This window comes from Stenotrophomonas sp. 1337 (assembly GCF_031455455.1).
In the GTDB taxonomy this organism is placed as follows: Bacteria; Pseudomonadota; Gammaproteobacteria; order Xanthomonadales; family Xanthomonadaceae; genus Stenotrophomonas; species Stenotrophomonas indicatrix.
Window position 1 is genome coordinate 194,779 of record NZ_JAVDSR010000003.1, and the last position, 26,007, is coordinate 220,785.

Below are 26,007 nucleotides of genomic sequence, written 5' to 3' on the forward strand. Positions count from 1 at the left end.
ACGGATGACCGGTCGTTCCGATCTGAAAAAGGTATTGCGGTGCTACAAAACAAAACCGCGGCGCATCGCTGCGCCGCGGGGGATTCGTTGCTTAGCGACGCAGGCCAAGCTTCTCGATCAGGGCCTTGTAACGCTCGACGTCCTTCTTCTTCAGGTAGTCGAGCAGGCTGCGGCGGCGGTTGACCATCTGCAGCAGACCACGGCGGCTGTGGTGATCCTTCTTGTGGGTCTTGAAGTGGCCAGTCAGCAGTTCGATGCGGGCGGTCAGCAGTGCGACCTGGACTTCCGGGGAGCCGGTATCAGCCGAGCTGCGCTTGTTGTCTTCAATGACCTTCTGGGTGTCGATCGACATGTCTTTTTTTCTCTGTGATGCGTGGCCGGCAGGAACGCGCTTTCGCGCACCGCCTGGCTCGCCGTGAACCAACAATGGATGAAACCCGCCTTCGGCAGGCTGCCGTAAAACGGCCGCGGAATTGTAACGGCCAGGGGGCTTTGGAACAAGGTCCGGGGCTGAACCGGGCCTCCTCGTTCAGAGGTTGAAGCGGCGCTGCGGGGCCAGCAGACCGCTGTCGTCGACCTGGCCCAGGCCCTGCACCACCGATCCAGGGCCAAACACCGCCACCAGGCCGCGCGGCCAGGAGAGGTCGCGCTGGCGCTGGCCCACGCAGAAGCGCTGGGTCTGCTCGGCGTCCAGGTCAACCCGGGGGTATTCGGACAGGCCCGCCGCCAGCGGCAGCAGCAGCGCGTCCATGGCGGCCTCATCCTGCGCTTCCACCAGAGCCCTCAGCTGCTCCAGGGTGACCATCGCCGGTTCGTGGAACGGTTCCACCCACAGGCGCCGCAGGGCGCTGATGTGCGCGCCACAGCCCAGCGTTTCACCCAGGTCACGGGCCAGACTGCGGATATAGGTGCCCGAGCCGCAGGTGACCCGCAGCCGCAGCCGCTCGGGCTGCTGCTCCAGAATCTCGATGGCGTGGACCTTGACCTGGCGCTCGGGGGCCTCGATGGCGTCGCCACGGCGGGCCTTCACATACAGCGGCTCCCCGCCCTGCTTGAGCGCGGAATAGATCGGCGCACGCTGCAGGATGTCGCCAAGCAGCGGCGCGATCGCCGCCTGCAGGGCCTCGGCGCTGATCACGGGCACCGGCCGTTCGAGCAGCACCTGGCCCTCGGCGTCGTCGGTATCGGTGGTCTGGCCCAGCACGATCTCGGCGTCGTAGGCCTTGGCCGAGCCCAGCAGCAGGCCGGCAATCTTGGTCGCCTCGCCAAAGCACAGCGGCAACAGGCCGGTGGCCAGCGGGTCGAGGCTGCCGGTGTGGCCGCCCTTCTCTGCACGGAACAGGCGACGGGCGACCTGCAGCGCGGCGTTGGAGCTCATGCCGGTCGGCTTGTCGAGCAGCAGGATGCCATCCAGGCGGCGGAACTGAATTCGGGTCATGACAGGTACGGGTAGCGCCGGGCCATGCCCAGCGAGCGCGCAGCGCGGTCTGCATCAGACATCGCGCAGCCGGAATGCAACAACGCCGGGCATGCCCGGCGTCGCGCGGTTATTCTTCGTCGCCTTCGCGACGCTTTTCGGCGGCCACGGTATCGGGCAGGTCGCGCAACAGGTTGTCGATGCGCTCGCCACGATCGACCGAGTCGTCGTAGTGGAAATGCAGCTCCGGCACATGCCGCAGCTTCATCGCGCGCGCCAGTTCCATGCGCAGGCCCCAGGCCAGTTCCTTCAGGCCCTTCACGGCTTCAACCGAACGTTCCGGCATCAGCGCGGTGACGAACACCTTGGCGTGGGCCATGTCGCGGGTGATTTCCACGTCGGACACGCTCACCGAGGGCAACCCGTGCTCACGCACGGCGTTGTGCACCAGGGTGCCGAGTTCACGGCGCAGCTGGGCGGAGACACGGTCGGTTCGATGGAAAGTCTTGGGCACGAGGGACTCTTGATTGAGTTGTCGCCCGACCAACGGTCGGGCGCTACATGTACATGGTAGGGCCCGACCGTTGGTCGGGCCACCGCACAGCATTACAGGGTGCGCGGCACTTCGATACGCTCGAAGCACTCGATCTGGTCACCCGGCTTGACGTCGTTGTAGGCCTTCACCGCGATACCGCATTCGGTACCGTTGCGGACTTCCTCGACGTTTTCCTTGAAGCGGCGCAGCGATTCCAGCTCGCCTTCGAAGATCACCACGCTGTCGCGCAGGACGCGGATCGGCTTGTTGCGCTTGACCACGCCCTCGATGACCATGCTGCCGGCGACGGCACCCAGCTTGGAGCTGCGGAAGACGTCGCGGACCTCGGCGATACCGATGATCTCTTCGCGGATCTCCACGCCCAGCAGACCGGAGGCCACCTGCTTCACCTGATCGATCACGTCATAGATGATCGAGAAGTAACGCAGGTCCACGCCGTTGGATTCGATGATGCGACGGGCCGAAGCATCCGCACGCACGTTGAAGCCGATGACGGTGGCCTTCGAAGCGGCAGCCGAATTGGCATCCGACTCGGTGATACCGCCCACGCCGGAGTGGATCACGTTGATGCGGATGTCGTCGTTGGACAGCGCCACCAGAGCCTGGCTCAACGCCTGCACCGAACCCTGCACGTCGGCCTTGATGACCAGGTTGAGGACCTGCTGGCCCTCGCCCTTGCCCAGGGTCGCCATGATGTCTTCCATGCGGCTGCCCGCGGTGGCGACCAGGCGCGATTCGCGGCGCTTGGTCTCACGCTGCTGGGCAACGTCCTTGGCCAGACGCTCGTCGTCAACGACGACGAAGTCGTCACCGGCTTCCGGCACGCCGGACAGGCCCAGGACCTGCACCGGGATGGACGGACCAGCGAACTCCGGCTGCTTGCCGGTTTCGTCGAACAGCGCACGCACGCGGCCGTACTGGATGCCGCACACCAGGTAATCGCCCTTCTTCAGGCGGCCCTGCTGCACCAGCACCGTCGCGATCGGGCCACGGCCCTTGTCCAGCGACGATTCGATGACCACGCCGTTGGCACGACCGTCGTCGACCGCCTTCAGTTCCAGCAGTTCAGCCTGGACCGAAACAGCTTCCAGCAGATCGTCGATGCCCAGGCCGGTCTTGGCCGAGATCTCCACCATCTGGGTGTCGCCACCGAAGTCTTCGGCCACGACCTGCTCGGAGAGCAGCTCGTTCTTGACCCGCATCGGGTCGGCACCGGACTTGTCGATCTTGTTGATCGCCACGATCAGCGGCACACCCGCCGAACGGGCGTGCTGGATCGCTTCCTTGGTCTGCGGCATGACGCCGTCATCGGCAGCCACGACCAGCACCACGATATCGGTCAGCTTGGCACCGCGGGCACGCATCGAGGTGAACGCGGCGTGGCCCGGGGTATCCAGGAAGCTGATGACGCCCTTCGGCGTTTCAACGTGGTACGCACCGATGTGCTGGGTGATGCCGCCGGCTTCGCCGGTGGCGACCTTGGTGCGACGGATGTAATCCAGCAGCGAGGTCTTGCCGTGATCGACGTGGCCCATGATGGTGACCACCGGCGGACGCTGCACGGCCTCGCCCTGGTTCTCGCCAGCCGATGCCAACAGCGCGTCTTCAGCGTCGTTGTCGCTGGCGCGGATCGCCTTGTGACCCAGTTCTTCGGTGACCAGTGCCGCAGTGTCGTGGTCGATGGACTGGGTGATGGTGGCCATCACGCCCATCTTGAACAGCGCCTTCACCACCTCGCCGCCCTTCAGCGCGAGCTTCTGCGCCAGGTCGGCTACGGTGATGGTGTCGCCGATCGCCACTTCACGCACGACCGGTGCGGTCGGACGTTCGAAGGCGTGCGGGCCGGAATTGCCACCGCCGCGCGACATGTCGCGACGGCCGGACGTCGGACGGCTGCCCGGGCGACCACGGTTGTTGCTGTTGTTGCTGCTGCCACGGCGCGCACGATCGGCGGCGGACAAGTGCATCTGACCGGCAAAGCGATCACCCGGGCCACGCTCGTTGCGCGGCGCGTTGCGATTGTTGCGGTCGTCGCTGCGCGGCGGCGCACTACGCGGAGCAGCCGGGGCTGCAGCCGGAGCACGCGGCGGGCGCGGCGCGGTTTCGTCGATCGGCGCGCGCACCTTGGGCTGGCTGGCAGCCAAGGCTTCGGCAGCCTTGGCGGCGACCGCAGCTTCCTCGGCCGCCTTCTTCTCGGCCTCGGCACGCTCCTTGGCAGCGACCTCTTCCTCGCGCTTGCGGACGATTTCCTCGTCTCGCAGGCGGTCCTTCTCGGCCAGTGCCTGCTGCTCGGCGAGGTTGCGTGCGCGCGACTCTTCCAGCTTGCGCAGGATGTCGGCACGCTCTTCGTCCGGGGTCATCGCGCGACCACCATCGGCCTTGACGTAGGTGCGCTTCTGGCGCACTTCCACGTTCACGGTTGTCTTGCTGCGACCGGAATTGACCGTCACTTCCTGCTGCTTGCGACGGTTGAGGGTGATCTTCTTGGCAGACTGATCAGTCTCTTCCGGGGCCTGCTCGGGCTTGCCATGCGAGCGACGAAGGAAGCCCAGGAGCTTCACTTTCTCGGAGCTGGTCACGACCTGGTCGGGACCGCTGAACTTCATGCCGGCACCAGCCAGCTGTTCCAGCAGTTTTTCGACCGGTGTATTGACCAGTTCAGCAAGCTTGCGGATGGTGGTTTGCTGCGACATTCGGATCCTATGATCTTGTGGGCGCCCCCCCGCATCTGGAGGTGGCGCGGATTCTACGCCCTGATCGGCTCAGGGCCCTGTTCATTGCCGGCTCATTCGCCGCGTTCCAGTCGGGCGATTTCCTCGGCACGCGCGGCCAGGATCAGCGCCGCGGCGCGCTCCTGGTCCAGCCCTTCGATGCCGAAGTCCATGACCTCGTCGGCGGCCAGGTCGGACAAGTCCTCGCTGGTACGCACGCCGTGGCCGGCCAACGCATATGCGGTGGCTTCGTCCATGCCCTTCAGGGACAGCAGGTCCTGCGCCGGCTGGCCGTCCTCCAGGCCTTCCTCGACTGCCAGGGCCTCATTGAGCAGCGCATCGCGGGCACGTGCGCGCAGCTCTTCGACGATGTCTTCGTCGAAACCTTCCACGGCCAGCAGTTCGCCGACCGGTACATATGCGATTTCCTCGACCGTGCCGAAGCCTTCGCTGACCAGGATGCCAGCGATTTCCTCGTCCACTTCCAGCTTGTCCATGAACAGCTGGCGAGCCGAAGCCTGCTCGGCTTCCGACTTGGCGGTCACCTGGTCCTGGGTCATCACGTTCAGCTGCCAACCGGTCAGGCGGCTGGCCAGGCGCACGTTCTGGCCGCCCTTGCCGATCGCCTGGGCCAGGCGGTCTTCAGCAACGGCCAGGTCCATCGAATGCTTGTCTTCATCGACGATGATCGACTGCACTTCGGCCGGCGCCATCGCGTTGATGACGAAGTTGGCCGGGTTCTCGTTCCACAGGACGATGTCCACGCGCTCGCCATTGAGCTCGTTGGACACGGCCTGCACGCGCGAACCACGCATGCCGATGCAGGCGCCGATCGGATCGGTGCGGGCATCGTGGGCGAGCACGGCGATCTTGGCGCGGTCGCCCGGATCGCGGGCGCAGGCCTTGATTTCCACCAGGCCCTGGCCGACTTCCGGCACTTCCAGCTTGAACAGCTCGATCATGAATTCCGGTGCGGCGCGGCTGATGAACAGCTGCGGGCCACGCGGCTCCGAACGCACTTCGGCCAGGTAGCCGCGGACGCGGTCGCCGGCACGCAGGACATCACGCGGAATGCCCTTGTCCTTCGGAATGAAGCCTTCGGCGTTGCCGCCCAGGTCGACATAGATGTTGCCGCGCTCGGCGCGCTTGACCACACCGGTGATCAGCTCACCGACGCGATCGGCCCAGGCATCGACCACCTGCTGGCGCTCGGCTTCGCGCACACGCTGCACGATCACCTGCTTGGCGGCCTGGGCGGCGATGCGACCGAAGTCGGGGTTCTCGATCTGCTCTTCGATGTAATCGCCGACATCCACGCCTTCGGCTTCGTCGATGGCGTCCATCAGGCGGATCTGGCGATCCGGCGATTCCATCACTACGTCGTCGGCCACCACTTCCCAGCGGCGGAAGGTTTCGTAGTTGCCATCCTTGTGATCGATGACCACGCGGGTCAGCACTTCCTCGTCGGGATAGCGCTTCTTCGCTGCCGAGGCCAGGGCGGCCTCGATGGCATCGAAGATCACCTCACGCGGCACGCCCTTCTCATTGGCGACCGCGTCCACTACCAGCAACAGTTCCTTGCTCATTGGCTCACTCCGCGCGCGGCTTCTTTGCCGCCGGCTCGTTGGAAGAAGAATTCTTGTTCGGCTTCGGACGCTTCGGTGCCGGACCGGTCGGCTTGCTCGGGGCCAGCCCCAGCGCCACCCAGTCAGGCATGATCCGCGCCTTGTCGATGTTGTCGGCCGACACCACCAGTGCGGCGTTGTCGACGATGAAGGTGATGCTGCCCTGCGCCTCGTCGATCGCTTCGATGCGACCCTGCAGGCGACGACGGTTTTCCTGCGGCAGCTTCAGGGTGACCTTGGCCGATTCGCCGAGGTGACGACCGAACTGCTCCAGGTTGAACAGCGGGCGATCCACGCCCGGCGAAGACACTTCCAGCGTGTAATTGCCGCTGATCGGGTCTTCGACGTCCATCTGTGCGGACACTTCGCGGCTTACCCGCTCACAGTCGTCCACATTGATGATGCGCTCCGGCTGTTCCGCCAGCGGCACGTCGATGTAAAGGCGAAGGGTCGCACCGCCGGGGGCCGGCAGATACTCAACGCCCAGCAGCTCCAGGCCCAGCGACACAACGGTCGGGGCGAGCAGATTCGCGATGTCGGTTGCCTTGTCGCTCACAGCCTGCCTTGATCTCTTGGTTGGGTGCCGGCCTTGGCCAGCATGGAAACATGACGCCCCGAAAACGACGAAGGGCCCGCTGGGCCCCTTTTCCGGAAAGACTCCGGTGACTGGATTCCGGTTGCAACGCGCTGAACAAGCGTGCTGCGGCCCTCCTTCCGGGTGGATCTCCGATGGGGAGCGCCGCCGTCAGGGGTACTTCTAGGCCGCTGATGATAGCCCCTGCACCGCTCTGGTGCAAGGCTGCGGCCGTCCTGAAACCCTCCGCTGCACTCGCCGGGCATGGCCCGGCGCTACCGGGTGACCGCGCGATGGTAGCGCCGGGCCATGCCCGGCGGATCGGCGGAAGCCGCAAAGAAAAACGCCCTCGAAGCAGAGCTTCGAAGGCGCATTCTTTACTTGGTAGCGGGGGCAGGATTTGAACCTGCGACCTTCGGGTTATGAGCCCGACGAGCTGCCAGACTGCTCCACCCCGCATCAGAAGCGGAATTATGAGGGATAACTTCAAAACCTGCAAGCTTTTCCTCATTCATCGAATTGGTTGGCGCCGATTCGATGTGTTGGTAGCGGGGGCAGGATTTGAACCTGCGACCTTCGGGTTATGAGCCCGACGAGCTGCCAGACTGCTCCACCCCGCACCGGAAGTGTTTGAACCGCTGCCCCACTCTGGCGAGGGAGGCGCTCCGCAACGATGTTCTGGCTGAACCGCTGCAGTGACAACTCAAGCTGCGTATATTACACGAATCGCGCAGCTTTGTGTCAACTTTTATGCAAGATGCGCAAATGCCTGCTGGCACCAGACCATGATCGGGTTCCAGGCCAGGCCGAGCGCCAGCAATGCCAGTGCGTTCACGCCCAGCACGACACCCAGCACGCGATCCTTGCTGCGCGGCATGGCCTCGCCCACCGGCTCATCGAAGTACATGACCTTGATGACACGCAGGTAGTAGAAGCAGCCGACCACGGCACACAGCACGCCCAGGATCGCCAGCCACAGCAGGCCGCCATTGATGGCAGCGCCGAGCACGGCCAGCTTGGTCCAGAAACCGAGGAACGGCGGAATGCCTGCCAGCGACGCCATGATGCACAGCACCAGGCCGGCCATCCACGGGTTGCGGGCGTTCAGGCCCTTGAAGTCCTCGATGTTCTCGGCCTCGAAACCGGCGCGCGACAGCGCGATGATCGCGCCGAAAGCAGCAGTCGACATGATCGCGTAGGCCAGGGCGTAGAACAGCGCGGCCGCATAGCCCTGCGAACCGCCGCCGGCGATGCCCATCAGCAGGAAGCCGATATGCGAGACCGTGGAGAACGCCAGCATGCGCTTGAGATTGCTCTGCGCAATGGCCATCAGGTTGCCGATCACCAGCGAGACCGCGGCCAGGCCAGCGATCAGCAGCTGCAGTTCGGTGGACAGCGGGCCCACGCCCATTTCCAGCAGGCGGTAAGCCATGCCGAAAGCGGCCAGCTTCGGCGCCGAGCTGATGAACAGCGCGACCGGCGCCGGGGCACCCTGGTACACGTCGGGCAGCCACATGTGGAACGGTGCGGCACCCAGCTTGAAGGCAACGCCGGCAATCATGAACACCGCGCCGGTGACCAGCAGCACGCGCTCTTCCGAGTGCGGGATGGCGGCCTGGATGGCGTCCAGGTGCAGGCTGCCGGTGGCGCCGTAGATCAGCGACATGCCGTACAGCAGCAGGCCCGAGGCCAGCGAACCGAGCACGATGTACTTCATCGCCGCTTCCGAGGCCAGGCCGTTGTCACGGTTGCTGGCAACCAGTGCGTAGGAGCACAGGGCCAGCAGTTCCAGGCCCAGGTACACCATCAGCAGGCTGCCGGCGGACACCAGGATCATCATGCCGGCGGTGCCGAACAGGATCAGCACCGGAATCTCGCCCTGGAACAGCTTGCGCTCGCGCAGGTAGCCCCAGCCGTAGATCAGGGTCAGGCCGCTGAGCAGCACGATCCCGGTCTTCATCACGTCCGCGGCGGTATCGCGCACGAACATGCCATGGAAGACCTCCCCCTGCCCGCCCACGCCGGTGGCCAGCATGAACAGCACCACGGCCAGTGCGGCGACCGAGAACAGGTGGGTGACGATCTTGTTCCGTTCGCTGACGAACAGGTCGAGGATCATCAGGGCGAAGGCACTGCCGATCAGCACCAGCTCGGGAGCGAGCGGTGGCAGGTCAGCAGCGGTCAGTGGCAGCAGCGGCGAGGTGGTCATCATCAAATCCTGGAATTACAGCAACTTGCTGGATGCGATCTGCATCGCCAGCTTTGCGATCGAGGGCTCCATCAGGTCGGTCAGCGGCTTGGGGTAGATGCCCAGGGCCAGTACGCCAATGGCGAACACGCCCAGCACCAGCCATTCGCGGCCGTTGATGTCCTTCAGTTCGGCGACGTGGCTGTTGGCCACCTCACCGAAGAAGATGCGCTTGTACAGCCACAGGGTGTAGGCCGCACCGATGATCAGGGTGGTGGCTGCGCCCAGGGCGATCCACGGGTTCCGCTGGAACGCCGACAGGATGACCATGAATTCACCGACGAAACCGCTGGTGCCCGGCAGGCCGGCGTTGGCCATGAAGAACAGCATGGCGAACGTGGCGAACCACGGCATCACGTTGACCACGCCGCCGTAATCGGCGATGCGGCGGCTGTGCATCCGGTCGTACAGCACGCCGACGCAGGAGAACATCGCGCCGGACACGAAGCCGTGCGAGATCATCTGCACCATGGCGCCCTGCAGGCCCAGGCGGGCCGCATCGACGTTGCCGGCTTCACGCACCAGCCACAGGGCGATGAAGGTACCCAGGGTGACAAAACCCATGTGCGCGATCGACGAATAGGCGATCAGCTTCTTCATGTCGTCCTGCACCAGGGCGACCAGGCCGACGTAGATCACTGCGATCAGCGACAGCGCGATGACCAGCCATGCCCATTCCTGCGAGGCATCGGGAACGATCGGCAGGTTGAAGCGCAGGAAGCCGTAGCCACCGATCTTCAGCGCGATGGCGGCCAGGATCACCGAACCGGCAGTCGGCGCTTCCACGTGCGCGTCCGGCAGCCAGGTATGCACCGGGAACATCGGCACCTTGACCGCGAACGCGATCAGGAAGGCGAAGAAGATCCAGGTCTGTTCCTTGCCCGACAGCTGCAGTGCGTAGAGGTCGGCCAGCTGGAAGCTGCCGCCCTTCATGTACAGGTAGATCAGCGCCACCAGCATCAGCACCGAGCCGAGGAAGGTGTAGAGGAAGAACTTCAGTGCGGCGTAGATGCGACGCGGGCCACCCCAGACACCGATGATCAGGAACATCGGGATCAGCATCGCCTCGAAGAACACGTAGAACAGCATCGCGTCCGTGGCGGCGAAGATGCCGACGGTGACACCTTCCAGGATCAGGAAGGCGGCGACGTACTGGTTCACGCGCTTGTCGATCGCGCTCCAGGCGCCGATCAGGGCGAGCACGCTGACCAGCGTGGTGAGCAGGATCAGCGCTACGGCGATGCCGTCCACGCCCAGGTTGTAGCCGATGTTGTAGGTCGGGATCCAGGCGTGGGTCTCGACGAACTGCAGCGCGTCGATGCCCGGGTTGTAGCCGCCCAGCAGCGACAGACTCGCCACGAAGGTCAGCACCGCGACGCCCAGCGACGCCCAGCGGGCGGTCTGCGCATCACGGATCGCAAGGATCAGGGCACCGCCGAGGATCGGCAGCCAGATGAGGACACTGAGTAGAGGCCAGTTCGACACGTCTTCTTATTCCGTACAGGTCATCAACGCAGGTAATGCATCAGCACGCCCAGGAGGGCAATCAGGCCGATGATCATCGCGAAGGCGTAGTGATAGAGGAAACCGGATTGGGTACGGCGCAGCACGCTGGCTGCGACGTCCACAACACGTGCCGAGAGATTGACCACGCCGTCGACGATGTTGCTGTCGATCCAGCGCGAGACCTTGCCCAGCTTGACGCTGCCACCGGCAAAGCCATCGATCCACAGCTTGTCGAAGCCGTACTTGTTTTCCAGCACGGACACCACCGGGGCGAAGGTCTTGCGTGCCTTGCCCGACAGGTCCGGCTTCCACAGGTAGAACAACGCAGCCAGCAGGAAGCCTGCCAGGGTCAGCCAGAACGGCGGCAGCATCATGCCGTGCAGCGCGAACGCCACCGGACCATGGAACTCCTCGCCCAGGAAGGCCACGGTGTTCTTGGCCGGATCGTAGAAATCGACGATGCCGGTGAAGAACGTGTTGACCTGGCCCTTGATCGCCGCGTGGGCGTGGTGACCGGCCCAGTCGGTGCCGTGCAGCATCGGACCGATGCTGAAGAAACCGATGGCGATCGACGGGATGGCCAGCAGGATCAGCGGCAGCGTCACCACCCACGGCGTTTCATGCGGCTCATGCGGACCGTGGCCATGGCCGTGGTCGTCATGCGCGTCGGCATGATGTGCATCGGCAGCATGGTGGTCGTCATGACCATGACCATGACCATCGTGCGCGTCGCGGAAGCGTTCCTTGCCGTGGAAGGTCAGGAACAGCAGGCGGAAACTGTAGAAGCTGGTCACCAGCACGCCACCCAGCACCGCCCAGTAGCCATAGGTGGCCACCCAGCTGTCCTGCATGTGGGCGTGGATCTCGGCGGCCTCGATGATGGTGTCCTTCGAGTAGAAGCCGGAGAAGAACGGCGTACCGACCAGGGCCAGGGTACCGATCCACATGGTGATGAAGGTGATCGGCATGTACTTGCGCAGGCCGCCCATCTTGCGCATGTCCTGCTCGTGGTGCATCGCGATGATGACCGAGCCGGCACCCAGGAACAGCAGCGCCTTGAAGAAGGCGTGGGTCATCAGGTGGAACACGGCAGCGGAGTACGCCGACACGCCCAGCGCCACGGTCATGTAACCTAGCTGGGACAGCGTGGAGTACGCGACGACGCGCTTGATGTCGTTCTGCACGATGCCGATCAGGCCGGTGAAGAACGCGGTGGTGGCACCGATGAACAGGATGAAGTTCAACGCGGTCTGCGACAGCTCGAACAGCGGCGACATGCGGGTGACCATGAAGATACCGGCGGTCACCATCGTCGCGGCGTGGATCAGTGCCGAGATCGGGGTCGGGCCTTCCATCGAATCAGGCAGCCAGACGTGCAGCGGAACCTGGGCCGACTTGCCCATGGCACCGATGAACAGGCCGATGCAGATGACGGTGGCGATCGACCAGATCACCGGCTCGTTCAGCAGCTGCATGCCGAACATGGTGCCGTCCCAGATCTGCAGCTGGGCGCGCGGGTCGGCGAGCATGCCGGCCTGCGAGAACACCTGCGAGTAGTCCAGGGTACCGAACACCCACAACACGCCGGCGATGCCCAGCAGGAAGCCGAAGTCGCCGACGCGGTTGACCAGGAACGCCTTCATGTTGGCGAAGATCGCGGTCGGGCGCTTGAACCAGAAACCGATCAGCAGGTACGACACCAGGCCCACTGCTTCCCAGCCGAAGAACAGCTGCAGGAAGTTGTTGCTCATCACCAGGGTGAGCATCGAGAAGGTGAACAGCGAGATGTAGCTGAAGAACCGCTGGTAACCCGGATCATCCTGCATGTAGCCGATCGTGTAGATGTGGACCAGCAGCGACACGAAGGTCACCACCACCATCATCATCGCGGTCAGCTTGTCGACCATGAAGCCGACATGGGCCGAGTACTGGCCGACTTCGAAGAACGTGTACAGGTTCTGGTTGAACGGCTGCGCCCCGCCCCACAGCAGCTGGTAGAGCGTGTGCATCGACAGGCCGCAGGCAACCGCGACACCGAGGATCGTGATGGTCTGCGCACCGAAGCGCTTGACCTGGCGACCGAACAGGCCGGCGATGATGCTGCCGAACAGCGGTGCAAGCACCACTGCGATCAACAGACTCTTGGAGAGAGTGATTTCCATCTGTGGATCAGCCCTTCAACGAATCGACTTCGCCGACATTGATCGTGCGGCGTGTACGGAACAGGGTCACCAGGATCGCCAGGCCGATGGCGGCCTCGGCAGCAGCCACGGTCAGGATGAAGAACACGAACAGCTGGCCGGCCGTGTCCCCCAGTTCCCGGGAGAACCCGACGAAATTGATGTTGACCGACAGCAGCATCAACTCGATGGACATCAGCAGGACGATGATGTTCTTTCGGTTGAGGAAGATGCCGGCGAGGCTGATGCAGAACAGCACCGCGCCCAGCGCCAGGATGTGGCCCAGAGTGATCGAGATCATGCCTTGGTCTCCTCGTCGCCCGCGGCCGGCGTGCTGTTGCTGTGGATCTGCGGCTGTTCGGCGTCCATCTTGACCATGCGCAGGCGGTCGTGTGCCTTGACCATGGTCTGCTGCGACGGGTTCTGCGTCTTCAGGCCTTCACGACGGCGCAGGGTCAGCATCACCGCGGCGACCACGGCCACGGTCAGGATGACGGCGGCGAACTCGAACGGCAGCAGGTACTCGGTGAACAGGCTGCGTGCCAGCCAGGTGACGTTGGAACTGTCGGCGGCGAGCGCGGCGGCGTTGTCGGCCGGGAACGGGTTGACCGTCCTGCCCTTCACGCCGATCAGGATCAGCATCTGCACCAGCATCGCCACGGCCACGATCAGGCCGACCGGCAGGTAGCGCACCCAGCCTTCACGCAGCTTGTCCGGATCGATGTCGAGCATCATCACCACGAACAGGAACAACACCATCACCGCACCCACGTAGACCAGCACCAGTGCCACGCCGAGGAACTCGGCGCCGACCAGCAGCCACACGCAGGCGATGGAGAAGAAGGTCAGCACCAGGCACAGGACAGCGTGCACGGGGTTGCGCACGCTGATCACCGCACCGGCCGAAACCGTTGCCGCGATGGCGAAGACCCAGAAAGCGATATTTACCCAATCCATCTCTCGACCTCAGCGGTAAGCGGCATCGGCGGCACGACGCTCGGCGATCTCGGATTCGAGACGGTCGCCCAGGGCCAGCAGCTGCGGCTTGGTAACGATGTTTTCGCCACGATTCTCGAAGTGGTACTCGAGGATGTGGGTCTCGACGATCGAGTCCACCGGGCAGCTTTCCTCACAGAAGCCGCAGAAGATGCACTTGAACAGATCGATGTCGTAGCGCGTGGTACGGCGGGTGCCGTCCTCGCGCTTGGCCGAATCGATGGTGATGGCCAATGCCGGGCACACCGCTTCGCACAGCTTGCAGGCGATGCAGCGCTCTTCACCGTTGGGATAACGGCGCAGGGCATGCAGGCCACGGAAGCGCGGCGACTGCGGGAACTTCTCCATCGGGTACATCATCGTGTACTTCGGCTTGAAGCTGTACTTCAGCGTCAGCCAGAGACCGGCCAGCAGTTCGAGCAGCAGCAGGCTCTTGAAGTAATGGGTAATCCTGTTCATCACTTAGACGCCCTTTTGAATCACGCCGAAGAACACCATGACGGCGGTAACCGCGATCCAGAAAATGGTCAGCGGGATGAAGACCTTCCAGCCCAGGCGCATGATCTGGTCATAGCGGAAGCGCGGGAAGCTTGCTCGGAACCAGATGTAGGCACTGGCGAAGAAGAAGACCTTGACGAACAGCCACGGCCAGCCGCCCTTCCAGATCCAGTCGATGAACGGCGAGATCTCGCCCGGGTTGACCCAGCCCTGGATCGGGCTCAGCCAGCCGCCGAGGAAGAAGATCGAGATCAGGAAGCTGATCAGGATCATGTTCGCGTATTCGGCCAGGAAGAACAGGGCGAACGCACCGCCGGAGTACTCGACCATGTGGCCGGCGACGATTTCCGACTCGCCTTCCACCACGTCGAACGGCGCGCGGTTGGTTTCGGCGACGCCGGACACCCAGTACACGACGAACAGCGGGAACAGCGGGATCAGGAACCAGTCGAAGAAGCCGGAGCTGCCGGCCTGGGCCATCACGATGTTGCTGAGATTGAGGCTGCCCGAAGCGATCATCACGCCGACCAGGGCAAAGCCCATCGCGATTTCGTAGCTGATCATCTGCGCCGAGGCGCGCATGGCACCCAGGAACGCGTACTTCGAGTTGGAGGCCCAACCGGCGAGGATGATGCCGTAGATGCCCAGCGAGGTCATCGCCAGCAGGTAAAGCAGGCCGGCATTGGCGTTGGACAGCACCAGCTGATGGTCGAACGGCACCACCGACCACGCGGCGAAGGCCGGGGCCAGGGTGATCAGCGGCGCCAGCAGGAAGATCGCCTTGTTGGCGCTGCTGGGCTGCAGGACTTCCTTGAACAGCAGCTTGAAGACGTCGGCGAAGGCCTGGAAGATGCCCATGCCCACGTACATCGGGCCGTGGCGGACGTGCATCCAGCCGATCAGCTTGCGTTCCCAGACCACGTAGAAGGCCACCGAGACGATCACCGGAACGGTGATCACCAGGATCTTCAGGATGATCCAGATCAGCGCGCCGATGTCACCCAGGCCAAGCAGCCATTGGTGCAGCGGATCGACAGCGTTAATCAGCAATTCGTTCATGCAGCCACCACCGAAACACGAGCGGCACCCAGCGGCGCGGTTGCGCCGTGGCCCGATTCAATCCAGACCGAACCCGCAGCGACGCGGGCGTCGACCACCACCGGCAGGGTGGCCTTGCCGGCATCGGTGCCGACCTTGGCCATCTGCCCTTCCTGCAGCTGCAGGCGGGCGGCATCGTCAGCGTTGAGCACGATGCGCGGGGCGTTGTTGAGCGGATGCGACTGCAGCGCCGGGGCGCGACGGACCACCGCATCGGTGCGGTAGATCGCAGCGGTCGAGGCCACTTCCATGCCCTCGCCCGCCAGCACCGGCTGTGCCGAAGCGGACACCTGCACGTTCACCGGTGCCAGGCTGGCGCGCAGGCCGGCCAGGTCGATGAACTCGAAACCGGCCACGGCCAGCTCACCGCCGAGTGCACGCAGCACGCGCCAGCCCTCGCGGGCCTCGCCCGGCAGCTTGCCGCCGGCACGCGCCGACTGCTCGCGACCATCGAGGTTGGTCAGGGTGGCATCGATTTCCGGCAGCGCACCGATCGGCAGGATCACGTCGGCAACGTCGCGGGTCGAGGCGCAGGCGAACTGGCTGAAGGCCACCACCTGTGCGCCGACCAGCGCCTTGCGCGCGGCCGGAGCATCGGCGAAGTCCAGGCCCGGTTCCAGGCCGTAGACCACGTAGGCCTTGCGCGGATCGGCCAGCATCGCAGCGACGTCCTTGCCGGCCGGCAGTACGCCGGCGCGGGTCAGGCCGATCGCATTGGCGCCCTGCGGGATGCGGCACAGCTTGGCACCGGTGGCGGCGGCGAAATCACGCGCAGCGGCGCGGATCGCGGCAGCCTGCGGATGGTTCTCGGCGATGCCACCGACGATCAGCACCGTATTGGTACCGCCCTGCACCGCCGAACGCAGCTCGGCGTTGGCCAGCGCATCGGCGAACTTCGACGGAGCCACGATCTGCTTGCCGGCAACGCTGAACGCGAAGTCGAAGTCGACCGGGTTGACCACGTGGATCTTCGCGCCGTTCTGGGTCTGCGCCTTGCGCAGGCGGGCGTGCAGCAACGGCAGCTCGTGGCGGATGTTGCTGCCGAGCACGACGATGCGGTCCGCGCCTTCGATCTCGGCCAGCGGCAGGCCGAACACTTCGGCAGTGGCGGCGTCGGAGAAGTCGCGGTTGTTGATGCGGTGGTCGATGTTGGCCGAACCCAGGCCGGTGGCCAGGCGGGCCAGCAGTGCGCCCTCTTCGTTCGACGTCGACGGGTGCACCAGCACGCCCAGGTTGTCGCCCTGGTTGGCCTTGAGGATCTCTGCGGCCGCGGCCAGGCCTTCAGCCCAGCTCACTTCCTTCCACTCGCCGTTGACCTTGCGCAGCGGCTTGACCGCACGGTCTTCGCTGTACAGGCCCTGGTGCGAATAACGGTCACGATCGGACAGCCAGCACTCGTTGACCGCCTCGTTGTCGCGCGGCACGGTACGCAGCACTTCGCCGCGACGCACGTGCAGGAACAGGTTCGAGCCCATCGCGTCGTGGTAGCCCAGCGATTCGCGCGCGGTCAGTTCCCACGGACGGGCGCGGAACTGGAACACCTTGTTGGTCAGCGCGCCGACCGGGCACACGTCGACGACGTTGCCCGAAAGCTCGGTGGTCAGCGGCTTGCCGTCGTAGGTGCCGATCTGCAGGTTTTCACCGCGGTACATGCCACCCAGTTCATAGGTACCGGCAACGTCGGCGGTGAAGCGCACGCAGCGGGTGCACTGGATGCAGCGGGTCATCTCGGTGGCGACCAGCGGGCCCATGTCCTCGTCGGCCACCACGCGCTTGCGCTCGTTGAAGCGGCTGACCGAACGGCCGTAGCCCAGCGACACGTCCTGCAGCTCGCACTCGCCGCCCTGATCGCAGATCGGGCAATCCAGCGGGTGGTTGATCAGCAGGAACTCCATCACCGAGCGCTGGAACTTCAGCGCCTTTTCACTGCGGGTGGCGACCTTCATGCCTTCCATCACCGGCGTGGCGCAGGCCGGTGCCGGCTTCGGCGACTTTTCCACATCCACCAGGCACATGCGGCAGTTGGCAGCGATCGGCAGCTTCTCGTGGTAGCAGAAGCGCGGAATCGAAATGCCCGCCTTGTCGGCGGCCTGGATGATCATCGAACCCTTGGGCACGACCAGCGACTTGCCATCGATCTCGATGGTGACGTGGTCCGGTGGCACGCTGGGATTTATGGGTTGCGCGCTCATGCAGCGGCTGCCTCCACCTTCTTGCCGTCAACCATCGAATGACCGTTGACGATGTAGTACTCGAATTCGTCCCAGAACTGGCGCAGGAAGCCCTGGATGGGCCATGCCGCCGCTTCGCCGAACGCACAGATGGTATGGCCTTCGATCTGGCCGGCCACGGTCTTCAACTGGTGCAGGTCTTCCATCGTGGCCTTGCCGGCGACGATGCGCTCCAGCACGCGGTGCATCCAGCCGGTACCTTCGCGGCACGGGGTGCACTGGCCACAGGATTCCTTGTGGAAGAACTGGCTGATGCGGCAGGCGAACTTGACGCAGCAGACGCTGTCATCCAGCACCACGACCGCACCGGAGCCCAGGCCGGAGCCCAGCGCACGGATGGTGTCGTAGTCCATCGGCAGGCCCTTCAGCTCGGCCGCGGTCAGCACCGGCATGGACACGCCGCCCGGGATCGCGCCCTTGAGCTTGCGACCCGGCTTGAGGCCGCCGGCCATTTCCAGCAGGTCGTCGAAGGTGGTGCCCAGCGGCACTTCGAAATTGCCGCCCTTCTGCACGCAGCCGGACACCGAGAAGCACTTCGGGCCGCCATTGGCGGTCAGGCTCAGGCCCTTGAACCACTCCGGACCATTGCGGATGATCGCCGGCACCGAACCGTAGGTTTCGGTGTTGTTGATCGTCGACGGCTTGCCATACAGGCCGAAATTGGCCGGGAACGGCGGCTTGTAGCGCGGCTGGCCCTTCTTGCCTTCCAGCGATTCCATCAGCGCGGTTTCTTCGCCGCAGATGTAAGCGCCGGCACCCAGGGCGCCGTAGATGTCGATATCCACGCCCGAGCCCAGCACGTTCTTGCCCAGCCAGCCGTTTGCATAGGCATCGGCCAGGGCCTGCTCGAAGTGCTCGAACGGCTCGTGGTGGAATTCACCGCGCAGGTAGTTGTAGCCCACGGTCGAACCGGTGGCGTAGCAGGCAATCGCCATGCCTTCGACCACCGAATGCGGGTTGTAGCGCAGGATGTCGCGATCCTTGCAGGTGCCCGGCTCGGATTCATCCGAGTTGCAGAGGATGTACTTCTGCACGTTGCCCTTGGGCATGAAGGACCACTTCAGGCCGGTCGGGAAACCGGCGCCGCCGCGGCCGCGCAGGCCCGAGGCCTTGACCATCTCGATGACCTGCTCCGGCGGGATCTTCTCTTCGAGGATCTTGCGCAGGGCAGCGTAGCCACCGGTCTTCAGATAGCTTTCGTACGACCACGGGGTGTCGTAATGCAGGGTGGTGTAGACCACCTGGTGCGGCAGCGGCGCGGGGCCGACCGGACCCTTGGATTCGTGGTGATGTGCCATGCCCTTACTCCAGCCCGTCCAGAAGCTCGTCGACCTTTTCCAGGGTCAGACGCTCATGGTAGTGACCATTGATGACCATCATCGGTGCACCCGCGCAGCCGGCCAGGCACTCTTCCTCGCGCTTGAGGTAGACGCGGCCGTCAGCGGTCGACTGACCGTTCTTGATGCCCAGCTTCTTCTCGCAATGGCGCACGATGTCTTCGGCGCCATTGAGCCAGCAGCTGATGTTCGTGCAGATGGCCACGTTGTTGCGGCCCACCTTCTCGGTCTCGAACATCGAGTAGAAGCTGGCAACCTCGTAGGCCCACACCGGCGGCAGGTCCAGGTACCTGGCCACGCCGGCGATCAGCTCGTCGGTCAGCCAGCCCTGGTTCTGCTCCTGGGCAGCATGCAGACCCTGCAGCACGGCAGAGCGCTTGCGGTCCGGCGGGAACTTGGACAGCCAGTGATCGATGTGAGCGCGGGTTTTGTCGCTCAACACCACCATCGGGTCGACGTCGCGCGCCGCCTCGAAATTACCTGTCGCCTTCATCGGCCGACCTCAGCGAAATGCATAACGTGAAATTGCAGAAACTGCGGCGCCGGCTTGCGCCGGCTGCCTGCAGCGGGCGTTGGCGTGGCGGACGGCATTACCGGTCAACCTCGCCGAACACCAGATCGTAGGTACCGATCATCGCCACCACGTCGGCCAGCATGTGGCCGCGCACGATCGAATCGATCGAGGACAGGTGGGCAAAGCCCGGCGCACGAAGGTGTACGCGGAACGGCTTGTTGGCGCCGTCGGAAACCAGGTAGCAGCCGAATTCGCCCTTGGGCGCTTCAACCGCGGCGTAGGTCTCGCCGGCCGGCACGCAATAGCCTTCACTGAACAGCTTGAAGTGATGGATCAGCGCTTCCATGTCGTCCTTCATGTCCTCGCGCTTGGGCGGAGCGACCTTGAAGTTCTTGACCATGACCGGGCCGGGGTTGGCCTTCAGCCATGCCACGCACTGCTTGATGATGCGGTTGGACTCGCGCATTTCGGCAACGCGGCACAGGTAGCGATCGTAGCAATCGCCTTCCTTGCCCAGCGGGATGTCGAAATCGACGGCATCGTACTTCGCATAGGGGCGCTTCTTGCGCAGATCCCAGGCGACGCCCGAGCCACGCAGCATCACGCCGGTCATGCCCCACTGGTGGGCCAGCTCCGGGGTGACCACGCCGATGCCGACGGTACGCTGCTTCCAGATACGGTTGTCGGTCAGCAGGGTCTCGTATTCGTCGACACGACCCGGGAACTCATTGGTGAAGTTCTCCAGGAAGTCCAGCAGCGAACCTTCGCGCGAGGCATTGAGGTTCTTCAGGGCCTTGCCCTTGTGCCAGCGCGATTCCTTGTACTTCGGCATGTGGTCCGGCAGGTCGCGGTAGACACCGCCCGGACGGTAGTACGCCGCGTGCATGCGCGCGCCGGAGACCGCTTCGTAGCAGTCCATCAGCTCTTCGCGCTCGCGGAAGGCGTACAGCATCACCGCCATCGCACCCAGGTCGAGCGCGTTGGAACCCAGCCACATCAAGTGGTTCAGGATGCGGGTGATCTCGTCGAACATCGTGCGGATGTACTGCGCGCGCTCCGGCGCCTCGATGCCCATCAGGGTCTCGATCGAGCGCACGTAGGCGTGCTCGTTGCACATCATCGACACGTAATCCAGGCGATCCATGTAGCCGATCGACTGGTTGAAGGGCTTGGATTCGGCCAGCTTCTCGGTGCCCCGGTGCAGCAGCCCCACGTGCGGGTCGGCACGCATGATGGTCTCGCCGTCCATCTCCAGGATCAGGCGCAGCACACCATGCGCGGCCGGATGCTGCGGGCCGAAGTTCATGGTGTAGTTGCGGATTTCCTGCCGGCTTTCGGCAGCATTGCTGGCGAATGCTTCGCCGGCCTGGTGTACGTGACTCACTTCACTGCCTCCTGCGAGCGCTCGCCGGCAGCGGTCTGCAGGCGGGCGTCGTCGCGGATCACGCGCGGCACGCCGACGCGCGGCTCCACCGAGGTGACCGGTTCGTAGATGACACGCTTCTTTTCTTCGTCGTAGCGGACTTCGACGTTGCCGATCAGCGGGAAGTCCTTGCGGAACGGATGGCCGACGAAACCGTAGTCGGTCAGGATCCGGCGCAGGTCCGGGTGACCTTCGAAGATCACGCCATACAGATCGAACGCCTCGCGCTCGAACCAGTTCAGGCCCGGCCAGATGCTGGTCAGCGAGGACACCACCGGCAGCGCTTCGTCAGGCGCGAAGCAGCGCAGGTGCATCATCAGGTTGTGCTGGTACGAACGCAGCTGTGCGACCACGGCGAAGCGCTGGGTCGGCATGTGCTGCGGACGGGCACCGTCGGCGCTCTCTTCGCTGGGGAATTCGCCCCAGGCGAAGCGGCCCTGGGCCTTGCCCTCGACACCGCGGCTGAAGCCCTGCGAGGACACGTCGGCGGTGTCCCACTCATCGGAGCCATAACCGAGGTAATCGACGCCGCAGAGGTCCACGGCCTGCTCGAAACCAAACTCGTCACGCAGCGCGAGGGCGGTGGCGTGCCACTCAGCGGCAGGCACTTCCAGCGTCACTTCGCCGCGGGGTTCGACCACGATGACCTTCGCACCAGCGAAACGTGCGGAGAGTCGGTCGATGAAGGATGCTTGCTCTGCCATGGGGGCTTGGCGCGCTCTTGTCAGGTGAAGGGGTCAGCGGGCGATGGTCTGTGTACGCCAGATCTTCTTCTGCAGCTGCAGGATCCCGTACACCAGCGCCTCGGCGGTCGGCGGGCAGCCCGGGACGTAGACGTCCACCGGCACCACGCGATCACAGCCGCGCACCACAGAATAGGAATAGTGGTAGTAACCACCGCCATTGGCGCAGCTGCCCATGGAGATCACCCACTTGGGGTCGGGCATCTGGTCATAGACCTTGCGCAGCGCCGGGGCCATCTTGTTGACCAGGGTGCCGGCGACGATCATCACGTCGGACTGGCGCGGCGACGGGCGGAACACCACACCGTAGCGGTCAAGGTCCAGGCGCGCTGCACCTGCGTGCATCATTTCGACCGCACAGCAGGCCAGACCGAAGGTCATGGGCCACATCGAGCCGGTGCGTGCCCAGTTCAGCAGCGCATCGACGCTGGTGGTGACAAAGCCCTTTTCCAGCAGCGGGTTGTCGCCTTCCGGCCGCAGGATGTCGTCAACCCGCCCTTCCGGGACAGGATTGGTCATCAGGCCATCGAGAGTCTGAATCACTCCCATTCCAGCGCTCCCTTCTTCCAGACATAGATGAAACCGAGGAACAGCATGCCGACGAACAGACCCATGGTGACGAGCGAACGCGCGCCAAGCTCCATGAAGACCTGCGTCCACGGCACGATGAAGATGATTTCCAGGTCGAAGACGATGAACTGGATCGCGATCAGGTAGTAGCGCACGTCGAACTTCATACGCGCGTCTTCGAAGGCTTCGAAGCCGCACTCGTACGGCGACAGCTTTTCCAGATCGGGGCGGCGGGGACCGAGGAATCGACCAACCAGCATCAGCGTAATGCCGATACCGGTGGCAACGATCAGAAACAGCAGAGACGGCAAATATTCGGCCAGCACAGCGATTCTCTCTTGCCTCTGCCGCTGCGCCTGCAGGCGCTTTGGCATGGGGGAGTGGACGGGAAGCTGCCTGGCGCCTTGCGCGCCAGACCAACCCGCTTTACTTACTAAATGGTGCCCAAGAGGGGACTCGAACCCCTACGACCTAAGTCGCTACCACCTCAAGGTAGTGCGTCTACCAATTCCGCCACCTGGGCAAACGATCACATCAGACTATCTTCCCGATGCGCCGCGTATTGTAACCGGCTTCAGTCTTTCTGGGAGCCTTCCGAAGGCTTTTCTTCACCAGAAACCGAAGATTCCGCCTGAGCCGGCACAGTTGCGGCCGGAACCGGGGCGGCCGGGACCGCATCGGCCTTCGGAACGGCCGGCAATTCGCCCGCCGGAGCGGCCGGAGCGCTGGCCGCCGGGGCGGACATCAGACCCAGATCCTGATCGGCGGCCGGGCGGTTGCCATGGCCGGCGTACCAGGCCATGAAGAGGCTGATGCCGAAGAACACCACGGCCAGCCACTTGGTCGACTTGGACAGGAAGTTGGACGCGCCACGCGCACCGAACACGGTCCCCGAGGCGCCAGCGCCAAAGCCCGAACCTGCCGCCGCACCCGAGCCACGCTGCATCAGGATCAGCGCGACCATGGCTACGGCAACCAGCACGTAGACGACATTGAGGATCAACATCAGCATTGGAAATCCGCCCTCGGACTAGAGTGCCGGCGGCTAGCCGGCAACCGTAACTAATTGTTTGCCGCCGCCTCTGCGATGGCCAGGAAGTCGGCGGCCACCAGGGAGGCACCACCAACCAGCCCACCATCGACATCCGGCTGCGCGAACAGTTCCCCGGCATTGTCGGGCTTCACGCTACCGCCGTAAACAATGGGCAGTGAATCAGCAATTCTAGCATCGATGCGCGCGACTTCGCCACGAATGAACGCGTGCACCTGCTGCGCCTGCTCCTTGGTTGCGGTACGGCCGGTTCCGATCGCCCAGACCGGCTCGTAGGCGACCACAGCATTGGCGAAGCCTGCGGCCCCGACAAGCTCGAGCACCGGGGCCAGCTGGCTGGCGATGACCGCCTCGGTCCGCCCGGCCTCGCGCTGCTCAAGGGTTTCACCGACGCAGAGTACCGGCACCAGGCCGGCATGCAGGGCGGCAGCGAACTTGCGCGCGACCAGTTCGCTGCTCTCGTTGTGGTACTGGCGGCGCTCGGAGTGGCCGACCAGACCATAGCGGGCACCCACCTCATGCAGCATGGCCGCACAGACCTCACCGGTGTAAGCGCCCTTCTCGTTGCTGCTGACGTCCTGTGCACCAAAGGCCAGGCCGGTCTCGCCGAAGTCTTCGACCAGCTCACCCAGATAGGGCATCGGCGGCAGGATGACCACCTCCACCCCGCTCTTGGGCAGCCCGGCAGCGACCTGCCCCAGCAGTTCGGTGGCGAATTGACGGCTGCCGTGCAGCTTCCAGTTTCCAGCGACGATCTTGCGGCGCATGAGCGGGTGGCTCCTGTGTGAACTCAGCCGCCCATGATACCTGCTGCGGCAAAAAACCGTTTCCGTGTAAGCGGTTACATGGATTTTCAGCCAACGGCGCAGCCCCTCGTGGCGGGTTTAGGTTGGTCGCGGAGAGCCCCGGGTGGATTTGCGGGGTTGGCCGGGCGGGTGGGACTGCGCAGGGGTCGCTGCAAGTACGTCCCTGTAAGCTCGGTCGCCGCATCCATGCGGCTCACGCCCCTGCGCAGCCCCACCCACCCGGCCCCCTGACACATTCCGGCGGTTCCGCCCGCCACGGAAAGAAAAAAGAAGAGCAAAGGCAAAGGCAGCATCCCGGGCGGCCGCCGGGATCTGACCCCCAAAAGCGAAAGCAGAGCTTCAACCCCTTCCTGCTTCGAGACCTGACAGATCTCATCCACGCATGGCGTGGATAAATGGATAGATCGTGTCGACCAAGGTCGACACCTACCAACAGCCGCGGGAAATTGTCGGGGGCGGGGCGGTGTGGGTTGGCAGGACCGTTGGCGCCATGGGCCCGAGGCATGCCTCGGGCGGGTTGGGCAGGACGCCCAACCCCGGTCTTGCCGTGTGCGCAGGACAGCGCACACGAGCAAGGCGCCATCGAGCCCCCAGGGATGGGTTTACGGCGTGTCCTGCCAGCCCACACCGCCCCGCCCAACCCACAGAAACCCAGAGCCGCTTTGGCTTTGGCTTTGGCTTTGGCTTTGGCTTTGGCCTTGGCTTTGGCCTCTGCGGGTGCAGGGTGCAACCCTGCCGAAACCCCTCCGCCGCGCTCGCCGGGCATGGCCCGGCGCTAGCCGTAACAAGAAGGCCGCCTTTCGGCGGCCTTTTTGTTACTTCAGCTTGATCTCGCGCAGGCGCTCTTCGAGGAAGCCGTGCGCGGTGATCGGTTCCGGGTACCGGCTCGGGTTCTCCTCAGTGATGCACGAAGGCAGCACGTCGATCAGGAAATCCGGGTTCGGGTGCAGGAAGAACGGCACCGAATAGCGCGGCTGACGGGCCAGCTCACCCGGGGGATTGACCACCCGGTGGATGGTCGACGGATACACGTGGTTGGTCAGGCGCTGCAGCATGTCGCCGATGTTGACCACGATGGTGTCCGCGTCCGAGGTGAACGGCACCCAGTCCCCGTCATGCGACTGCACTTCCAGGCCTGCCGCGCTGGCACCGACCAGCAGCGTGATGAAGTTGATGTCGCCATGCGCACCAGCGCGCACGTTGGGAATGTCGTCGGTGGTGATCGGCGGGTAGTGGATCGGGCGCAGGATCGAATTGCCGAAATTGGTCTTGTCGGCGAAGAAGTGCTCCGGCAGGCCGATGTGCAGGGCCAGGGCCGAAAGCACGCGCGAACCCAGGTTGTCCAACGCCTGGTAGAGGCCGTAACCACGCTCGCGGAAGCCCTCGACCTCGGACGGCCACAGGTTCGGCGCCATCACGTCCCGGTACTTGGAGTCGTCGGCGATCTCGCGGCCGATGTGCCAGAACTCCTTCAGGTCGAAGTGCTTGGAGCCCTTGGCGGTCTCCACACCGAACGGGGTATAGCCGCGGGCGCCGCCGCTGCCAGCCACGTGGTACTTCCGCTTCGTCTCATCCGGCAGTGCGAAGAAGGCCTTGAAGACGTCGTAGGCCGCATCGATGTCGGCCTGCGGAATGCCGTGGTTGCGGATGCCGGCAAACCCCCATTGGCGATATGCCGCCCCCAGCTCGGCCACGAAGGCGTCGCGGTCACTGTCGAAACGGGTGATGTCGAGGGTGGGGATCTGGCTCACAGCGGTTCCTAGCTTGTCGTTGAGTCGGTACGGGCCCGCCATGCAATGGCGACCGATCTGAACATTGTGACAGATAGATCGGAACACGCCACCGACACGCTGAAACAAACCGATACAATGCGCCACCCGCGCGCGGCTTAACGACTTCGTCACGCCGGGAATCGCCCCGTTG

Annotated in this window: 23 protein-coding genes and 3 tRNA genes; all 26 read right to left on the bottom strand. The window is 64.3% G+C overall.

Going from position 1 to position 26,007, the window contains the following annotated elements; all coding sequences use genetic code 11:
* Nucleotides 1-91: 91 nt before the first annotated feature.
* Entirely contained in the window at nucleotides 92-352 is a 261-nt protein-coding gene (rpsO, locus tag J2X70_RS06965; RefSeq protein ID WP_005410445.1) for a 30S ribosomal protein S15, read from the bottom strand.
* 177 nt (nucleotides 353-529) lie between these two features.
* A complete protein-coding gene (gene truB / locus J2X70_RS06970) occupies nucleotides 530-1,438 on the bottom strand; it encodes a tRNA pseudouridine(55) synthase TruB (protein WP_248149282.1) in 909 nt (302 codons plus the stop codon).
* 109 nt (nucleotides 1,439-1,547) lie between these two features.
* Nucleotides 1,548-1,931 (bottom strand): 30S ribosome-binding factor RbfA, encoded by a 384-nt coding sequence (rbfA, locus tag J2X70_RS06975; protein ID WP_025876229.1) that lies wholly within the window; start codon nucleotides 1,929-1,931, stop codon nucleotides 1,548-1,550.
* A 92-nt stretch (nucleotides 1,932-2,023) separates the two neighbouring features.
* Entirely contained in the window at nucleotides 2,024-4,666 is a 2,643-nt protein-coding gene (infB, locus tag J2X70_RS06980) for a translation initiation factor IF-2 (RefSeq protein ID WP_309909583.1), read from the bottom strand.
* Between the two features lie 92 nt (nucleotides 4,667-4,758).
* The gene (nusA, locus tag J2X70_RS06985) at nucleotides 4,759-6,270 is read right to left on the bottom strand and encodes a transcription termination factor NusA (protein WP_025876225.1); all 1,512 of its coding nucleotides are present in this window, start codon (nucleotides 6,268-6,270) and stop codon (nucleotides 4,759-4,761) included.
* A gap of 4 nt (nucleotides 6,271-6,274) precedes the next feature.
* Entirely contained in the window at nucleotides 6,275-6,865 is a 591-nt protein-coding gene (gene rimP, locus J2X70_RS06990) for a ribosome maturation factor RimP (RefSeq protein WP_025876223.1), read from the bottom strand.
* A 400-nt stretch (nucleotides 6,866-7,265) separates the two neighbouring features.
* Nucleotides 7,266-7,342: transfer RNA gene (locus J2X70_RS06995), tRNA-Met, on the bottom strand.
* Nucleotides 7,343-7,426: 84 nt separating this feature from the next.
* A tRNA-Met gene (locus J2X70_RS07000) sits at nucleotides 7,427-7,503 on the bottom strand.
* A gap of 128 nt (nucleotides 7,504-7,631) precedes the next feature.
* On the bottom strand, nucleotides 7,632-9,092 hold the full coding sequence (gene nuoN / locus J2X70_RS07005) for an NADH-quinone oxidoreductase subunit NuoN (protein ID WP_025876222.1): 1,461 nt from the start codon (nucleotides 9,090-9,092) through the stop codon (nucleotides 7,632-7,634).
* A 15-nt stretch (nucleotides 9,093-9,107) separates the two neighbouring features.
* Entirely contained in the window at nucleotides 9,108-10,616 is a 1,509-nt protein-coding gene (locus J2X70_RS07010) for an NADH-quinone oxidoreductase subunit M (protein WP_025876221.1), read from the bottom strand.
* A gap of 23 nt (nucleotides 10,617-10,639) precedes the next feature.
* On the bottom strand, nucleotides 10,640-12,799 hold the full coding sequence (gene nuoL, locus J2X70_RS07015; RefSeq protein ID WP_025876220.1) for an NADH-quinone oxidoreductase subunit L: 2,160 nt from the start codon (nucleotides 12,797-12,799) through the stop codon (nucleotides 10,640-10,642).
* Between the two features lie 7 nt (nucleotides 12,800-12,806).
* Nucleotides 12,807-13,118: an NADH-quinone oxidoreductase subunit NuoK gene (gene nuoK, locus J2X70_RS07020; RefSeq protein WP_032951897.1), complete on the bottom strand. Its 312-nt coding sequence runs from the start codon at nucleotides 13,116-13,118 to the stop codon at nucleotides 12,807-12,809.
* The gene (locus tag J2X70_RS07025) at nucleotides 13,115-13,774 is read right to left on the bottom strand and encodes an NADH-quinone oxidoreductase subunit J (protein WP_025876216.1); all 660 of its coding nucleotides are present in this window, start codon (nucleotides 13,772-13,774) and stop codon (nucleotides 13,115-13,117) included. The genes nuoK and J2X70_RS07025 overlap by 4 nt, the downstream gene beginning before the upstream one ends.
* Before the next feature lie 9 nt (nucleotides 13,775-13,783).
* Nucleotides 13,784-14,272, bottom strand: coding sequence for an NADH-quinone oxidoreductase subunit NuoI (gene nuoI / locus J2X70_RS07030; protein WP_005417924.1), 489 nt, complete (start codon nucleotides 14,270-14,272; stop codon nucleotides 13,784-13,786).
* Nucleotides 14,273-14,275: 3 nt separating this feature from the next.
* Nucleotides 14,276-15,370 carry an NADH-quinone oxidoreductase subunit NuoH gene (gene nuoH / locus J2X70_RS07035; protein WP_025876209.1) on the bottom strand — a complete coding sequence of 365 codons (1,095 nt, stop codon included), beginning with the start codon at nucleotides 15,368-15,370 and terminating at the stop codon, nucleotides 14,276-14,278.
* Nucleotides 15,367-17,601, bottom strand: coding sequence for an NADH-quinone oxidoreductase subunit NuoG (gene nuoG / locus J2X70_RS07040; protein ID WP_025876207.1), 2,235 nt, complete (start codon nucleotides 17,599-17,601; stop codon nucleotides 15,367-15,369). Before nuoG ends, nuoH begins: the two co-directional genes overlap by 4 nt.
* Nucleotides 17,598-18,938, bottom strand: coding sequence for an NADH-quinone oxidoreductase subunit NuoF (gene nuoF, locus J2X70_RS07045; protein ID WP_025876206.1), 1,341 nt, complete (start codon nucleotides 18,936-18,938; stop codon nucleotides 17,598-17,600). Before nuoF ends, nuoG begins: the two co-directional genes overlap by 4 nt.
* Before the next feature lie 4 nt (nucleotides 18,939-18,942).
* Complete coding sequence (nuoE, locus tag J2X70_RS07050; RefSeq protein WP_309909588.1) at nucleotides 18,943-19,470, bottom strand: NADH-quinone oxidoreductase subunit NuoE; 528 nt, start codon at nucleotides 19,468-19,470, stop codon at nucleotides 18,943-18,945.
* A 97-nt stretch (nucleotides 19,471-19,567) separates the two neighbouring features.
* Nucleotides 19,568-20,875 carry an NADH-quinone oxidoreductase subunit D gene (locus tag J2X70_RS07055; protein ID WP_025876202.1) on the bottom strand — a complete coding sequence of 436 codons (1,308 nt, stop codon included), beginning with the start codon at nucleotides 20,873-20,875 and terminating at the stop codon, nucleotides 19,568-19,570.
* Nucleotides 20,872-21,618, bottom strand: coding sequence for an NADH-quinone oxidoreductase subunit C (locus tag J2X70_RS07060; RefSeq protein WP_025876200.1), 747 nt, complete (start codon nucleotides 21,616-21,618; stop codon nucleotides 20,872-20,874). Before J2X70_RS07060 ends, J2X70_RS07055 begins: the two co-directional genes overlap by 4 nt.
* Nucleotides 21,619-21,651: 33 nt before the next feature.
* Entirely contained in the window at nucleotides 21,652-22,206 is a 555-nt protein-coding gene (locus J2X70_RS07065) for an NADH-quinone oxidoreductase subunit B (RefSeq protein ID WP_025876198.1), read from the bottom strand.
* The gene (locus tag J2X70_RS07070; protein WP_005414075.1) at nucleotides 22,197-22,553 is read right to left on the bottom strand and encodes an NADH-quinone oxidoreductase subunit A; all 357 of its coding nucleotides are present in this window, start codon (nucleotides 22,551-22,553) and stop codon (nucleotides 22,197-22,199) included. The genes J2X70_RS07065 and J2X70_RS07070 overlap by 10 nt, the downstream gene beginning before the upstream one ends.
* Before the next feature lie 112 nt (nucleotides 22,554-22,665).
* Nucleotides 22,666-22,750: transfer RNA gene (locus tag J2X70_RS07075), tRNA-Leu, on the bottom strand.
* A gap of 51 nt (nucleotides 22,751-22,801) precedes the next feature.
* A complete protein-coding gene (gene secG, locus J2X70_RS07080) occupies nucleotides 22,802-23,239 on the bottom strand; it encodes a preprotein translocase subunit SecG (protein WP_025876192.1) in 438 nt (145 codons plus the stop codon).
* Between the two features lie 50 nt (nucleotides 23,240-23,289).
* Entirely contained in the window at nucleotides 23,290-24,045 is a 756-nt protein-coding gene (tpiA, locus tag J2X70_RS07085; protein WP_309909593.1) for a triose-phosphate isomerase, read from the bottom strand.
* A gap of 854 nt (nucleotides 24,046-24,899) precedes the next feature.
* A complete protein-coding gene (locus tag J2X70_RS07090; protein WP_309909595.1) occupies nucleotides 24,900-25,877 on the bottom strand; it encodes a 2-oxoglutarate and iron-dependent oxygenase domain-containing protein in 978 nt (325 codons plus the stop codon).
* Nucleotides 25,878-26,007 lie beyond the last annotated feature (130 nt).

What these genes read in the sequence shown, in the direction of transcription:
- truB (WP_248149282.1), bottom strand. Translation starts at nt 1,438, where the DNA reads ATGACCCGAATTCAGTTCCGCCGCCTGGATGGCATCCTGCTGCTCGAC.
- nusA (WP_025876225.1), bottom strand. Translation starts at nt 6,270, where the DNA reads ATGAGCAAGGAACTGTTGCTGGTAGTGGACGCGGTCGCCAATGAGAAG.
- nuoK (WP_032951897.1), bottom strand. Translation starts at nt 13,118, where the DNA reads ATGATCTCGATCACTCTGGGCCACATCCTGGCGCTGGGCGCGGTGCTG.
- rpsO (WP_005410445.1), bottom strand. Translation starts at nt 352, where the DNA reads ATGTCGATCGACACCCAGAAGGTCATTGAAGACAACAAGCGCAGCTCG.
- nuoG (WP_025876207.1), bottom strand. Translation starts at nt 17,601, where the DNA reads ATGAGCGCGCAACCCATAAATCCCAGCGTGCCACCGGACCACGTCACC.
- nuoH (WP_025876209.1), bottom strand. Translation starts at nt 15,370, where the DNA reads ATGAACGAATTGCTGATTAACGCTGTCGATCCGCTGCACCAATGGCTG.
- nuoN (WP_025876222.1), bottom strand. Translation starts at nt 9,092, where the DNA reads ATGACCACCTCGCCGCTGCTGCCACTGACCGCTGCTGACCTGCCACCG.
- J2X70_RS07065 (WP_025876198.1), bottom strand. Translation starts at nt 22,206, where the DNA reads ATGGGAGTGATTCAGACTCTCGATGGCCTGATGACCAATCCTGTCCCG.
- J2X70_RS07060 (WP_025876200.1), bottom strand. Translation starts at nt 21,618, where the DNA reads ATGGCAGAGCAAGCATCCTTCATCGACCGACTCTCCGCACGTTTCGCT.
- nuoI (WP_005417924.1), bottom strand. Translation starts at nt 14,272, where the DNA reads ATGAACAGGATTACCCATTACTTCAAGAGCCTGCTGCTGCTCGAACTG.
- J2X70_RS07025 (WP_025876216.1), bottom strand. Translation starts at nt 13,774, where the DNA reads ATGGATTGGGTAAATATCGCTTTCTGGGTCTTCGCCATCGCGGCAACG.
- infB (WP_309909583.1), bottom strand. Translation starts at nt 4,666, where the DNA reads ATGTCGCAGCAAACCACCATCCGCAAGCTTGCTGAACTGGTCAATACA.
- J2X70_RS07090 (WP_309909595.1), bottom strand. Translation starts at nt 25,877, where the DNA reads ATGGCGGGCCCGTACCGACTCAACGACAAGCTAGGAACCGCTGTGAGC.
- tpiA (WP_309909593.1), bottom strand. Translation starts at nt 24,045, where the DNA reads ATGCGCCGCAAGATCGTCGCTGGAAACTGGAAGCTGCACGGCAGCCGT.
- nuoL (WP_025876220.1), bottom strand. Translation starts at nt 12,799, where the DNA reads ATGGAAATCACTCTCTCCAAGAGTCTGTTGATCGCAGTGGTGCTTGCA.
- nuoF (WP_025876206.1), bottom strand. Translation starts at nt 18,938, where the DNA reads ATGGCACATCACCACGAATCCAAGGGTCCGGTCGGCCCCGCGCCGCTG.
- nuoE (WP_309909588.1), bottom strand. Translation starts at nt 19,470, where the DNA reads ATGAAGGCGACAGGTAATTTCGAGGCGGCGCGCGACGTCGACCCGATG.
- secG (WP_025876192.1), bottom strand. Translation starts at nt 23,239, where the DNA reads ATGCTGATGTTGATCCTCAATGTCGTCTACGTGCTGGTTGCCGTAGCC.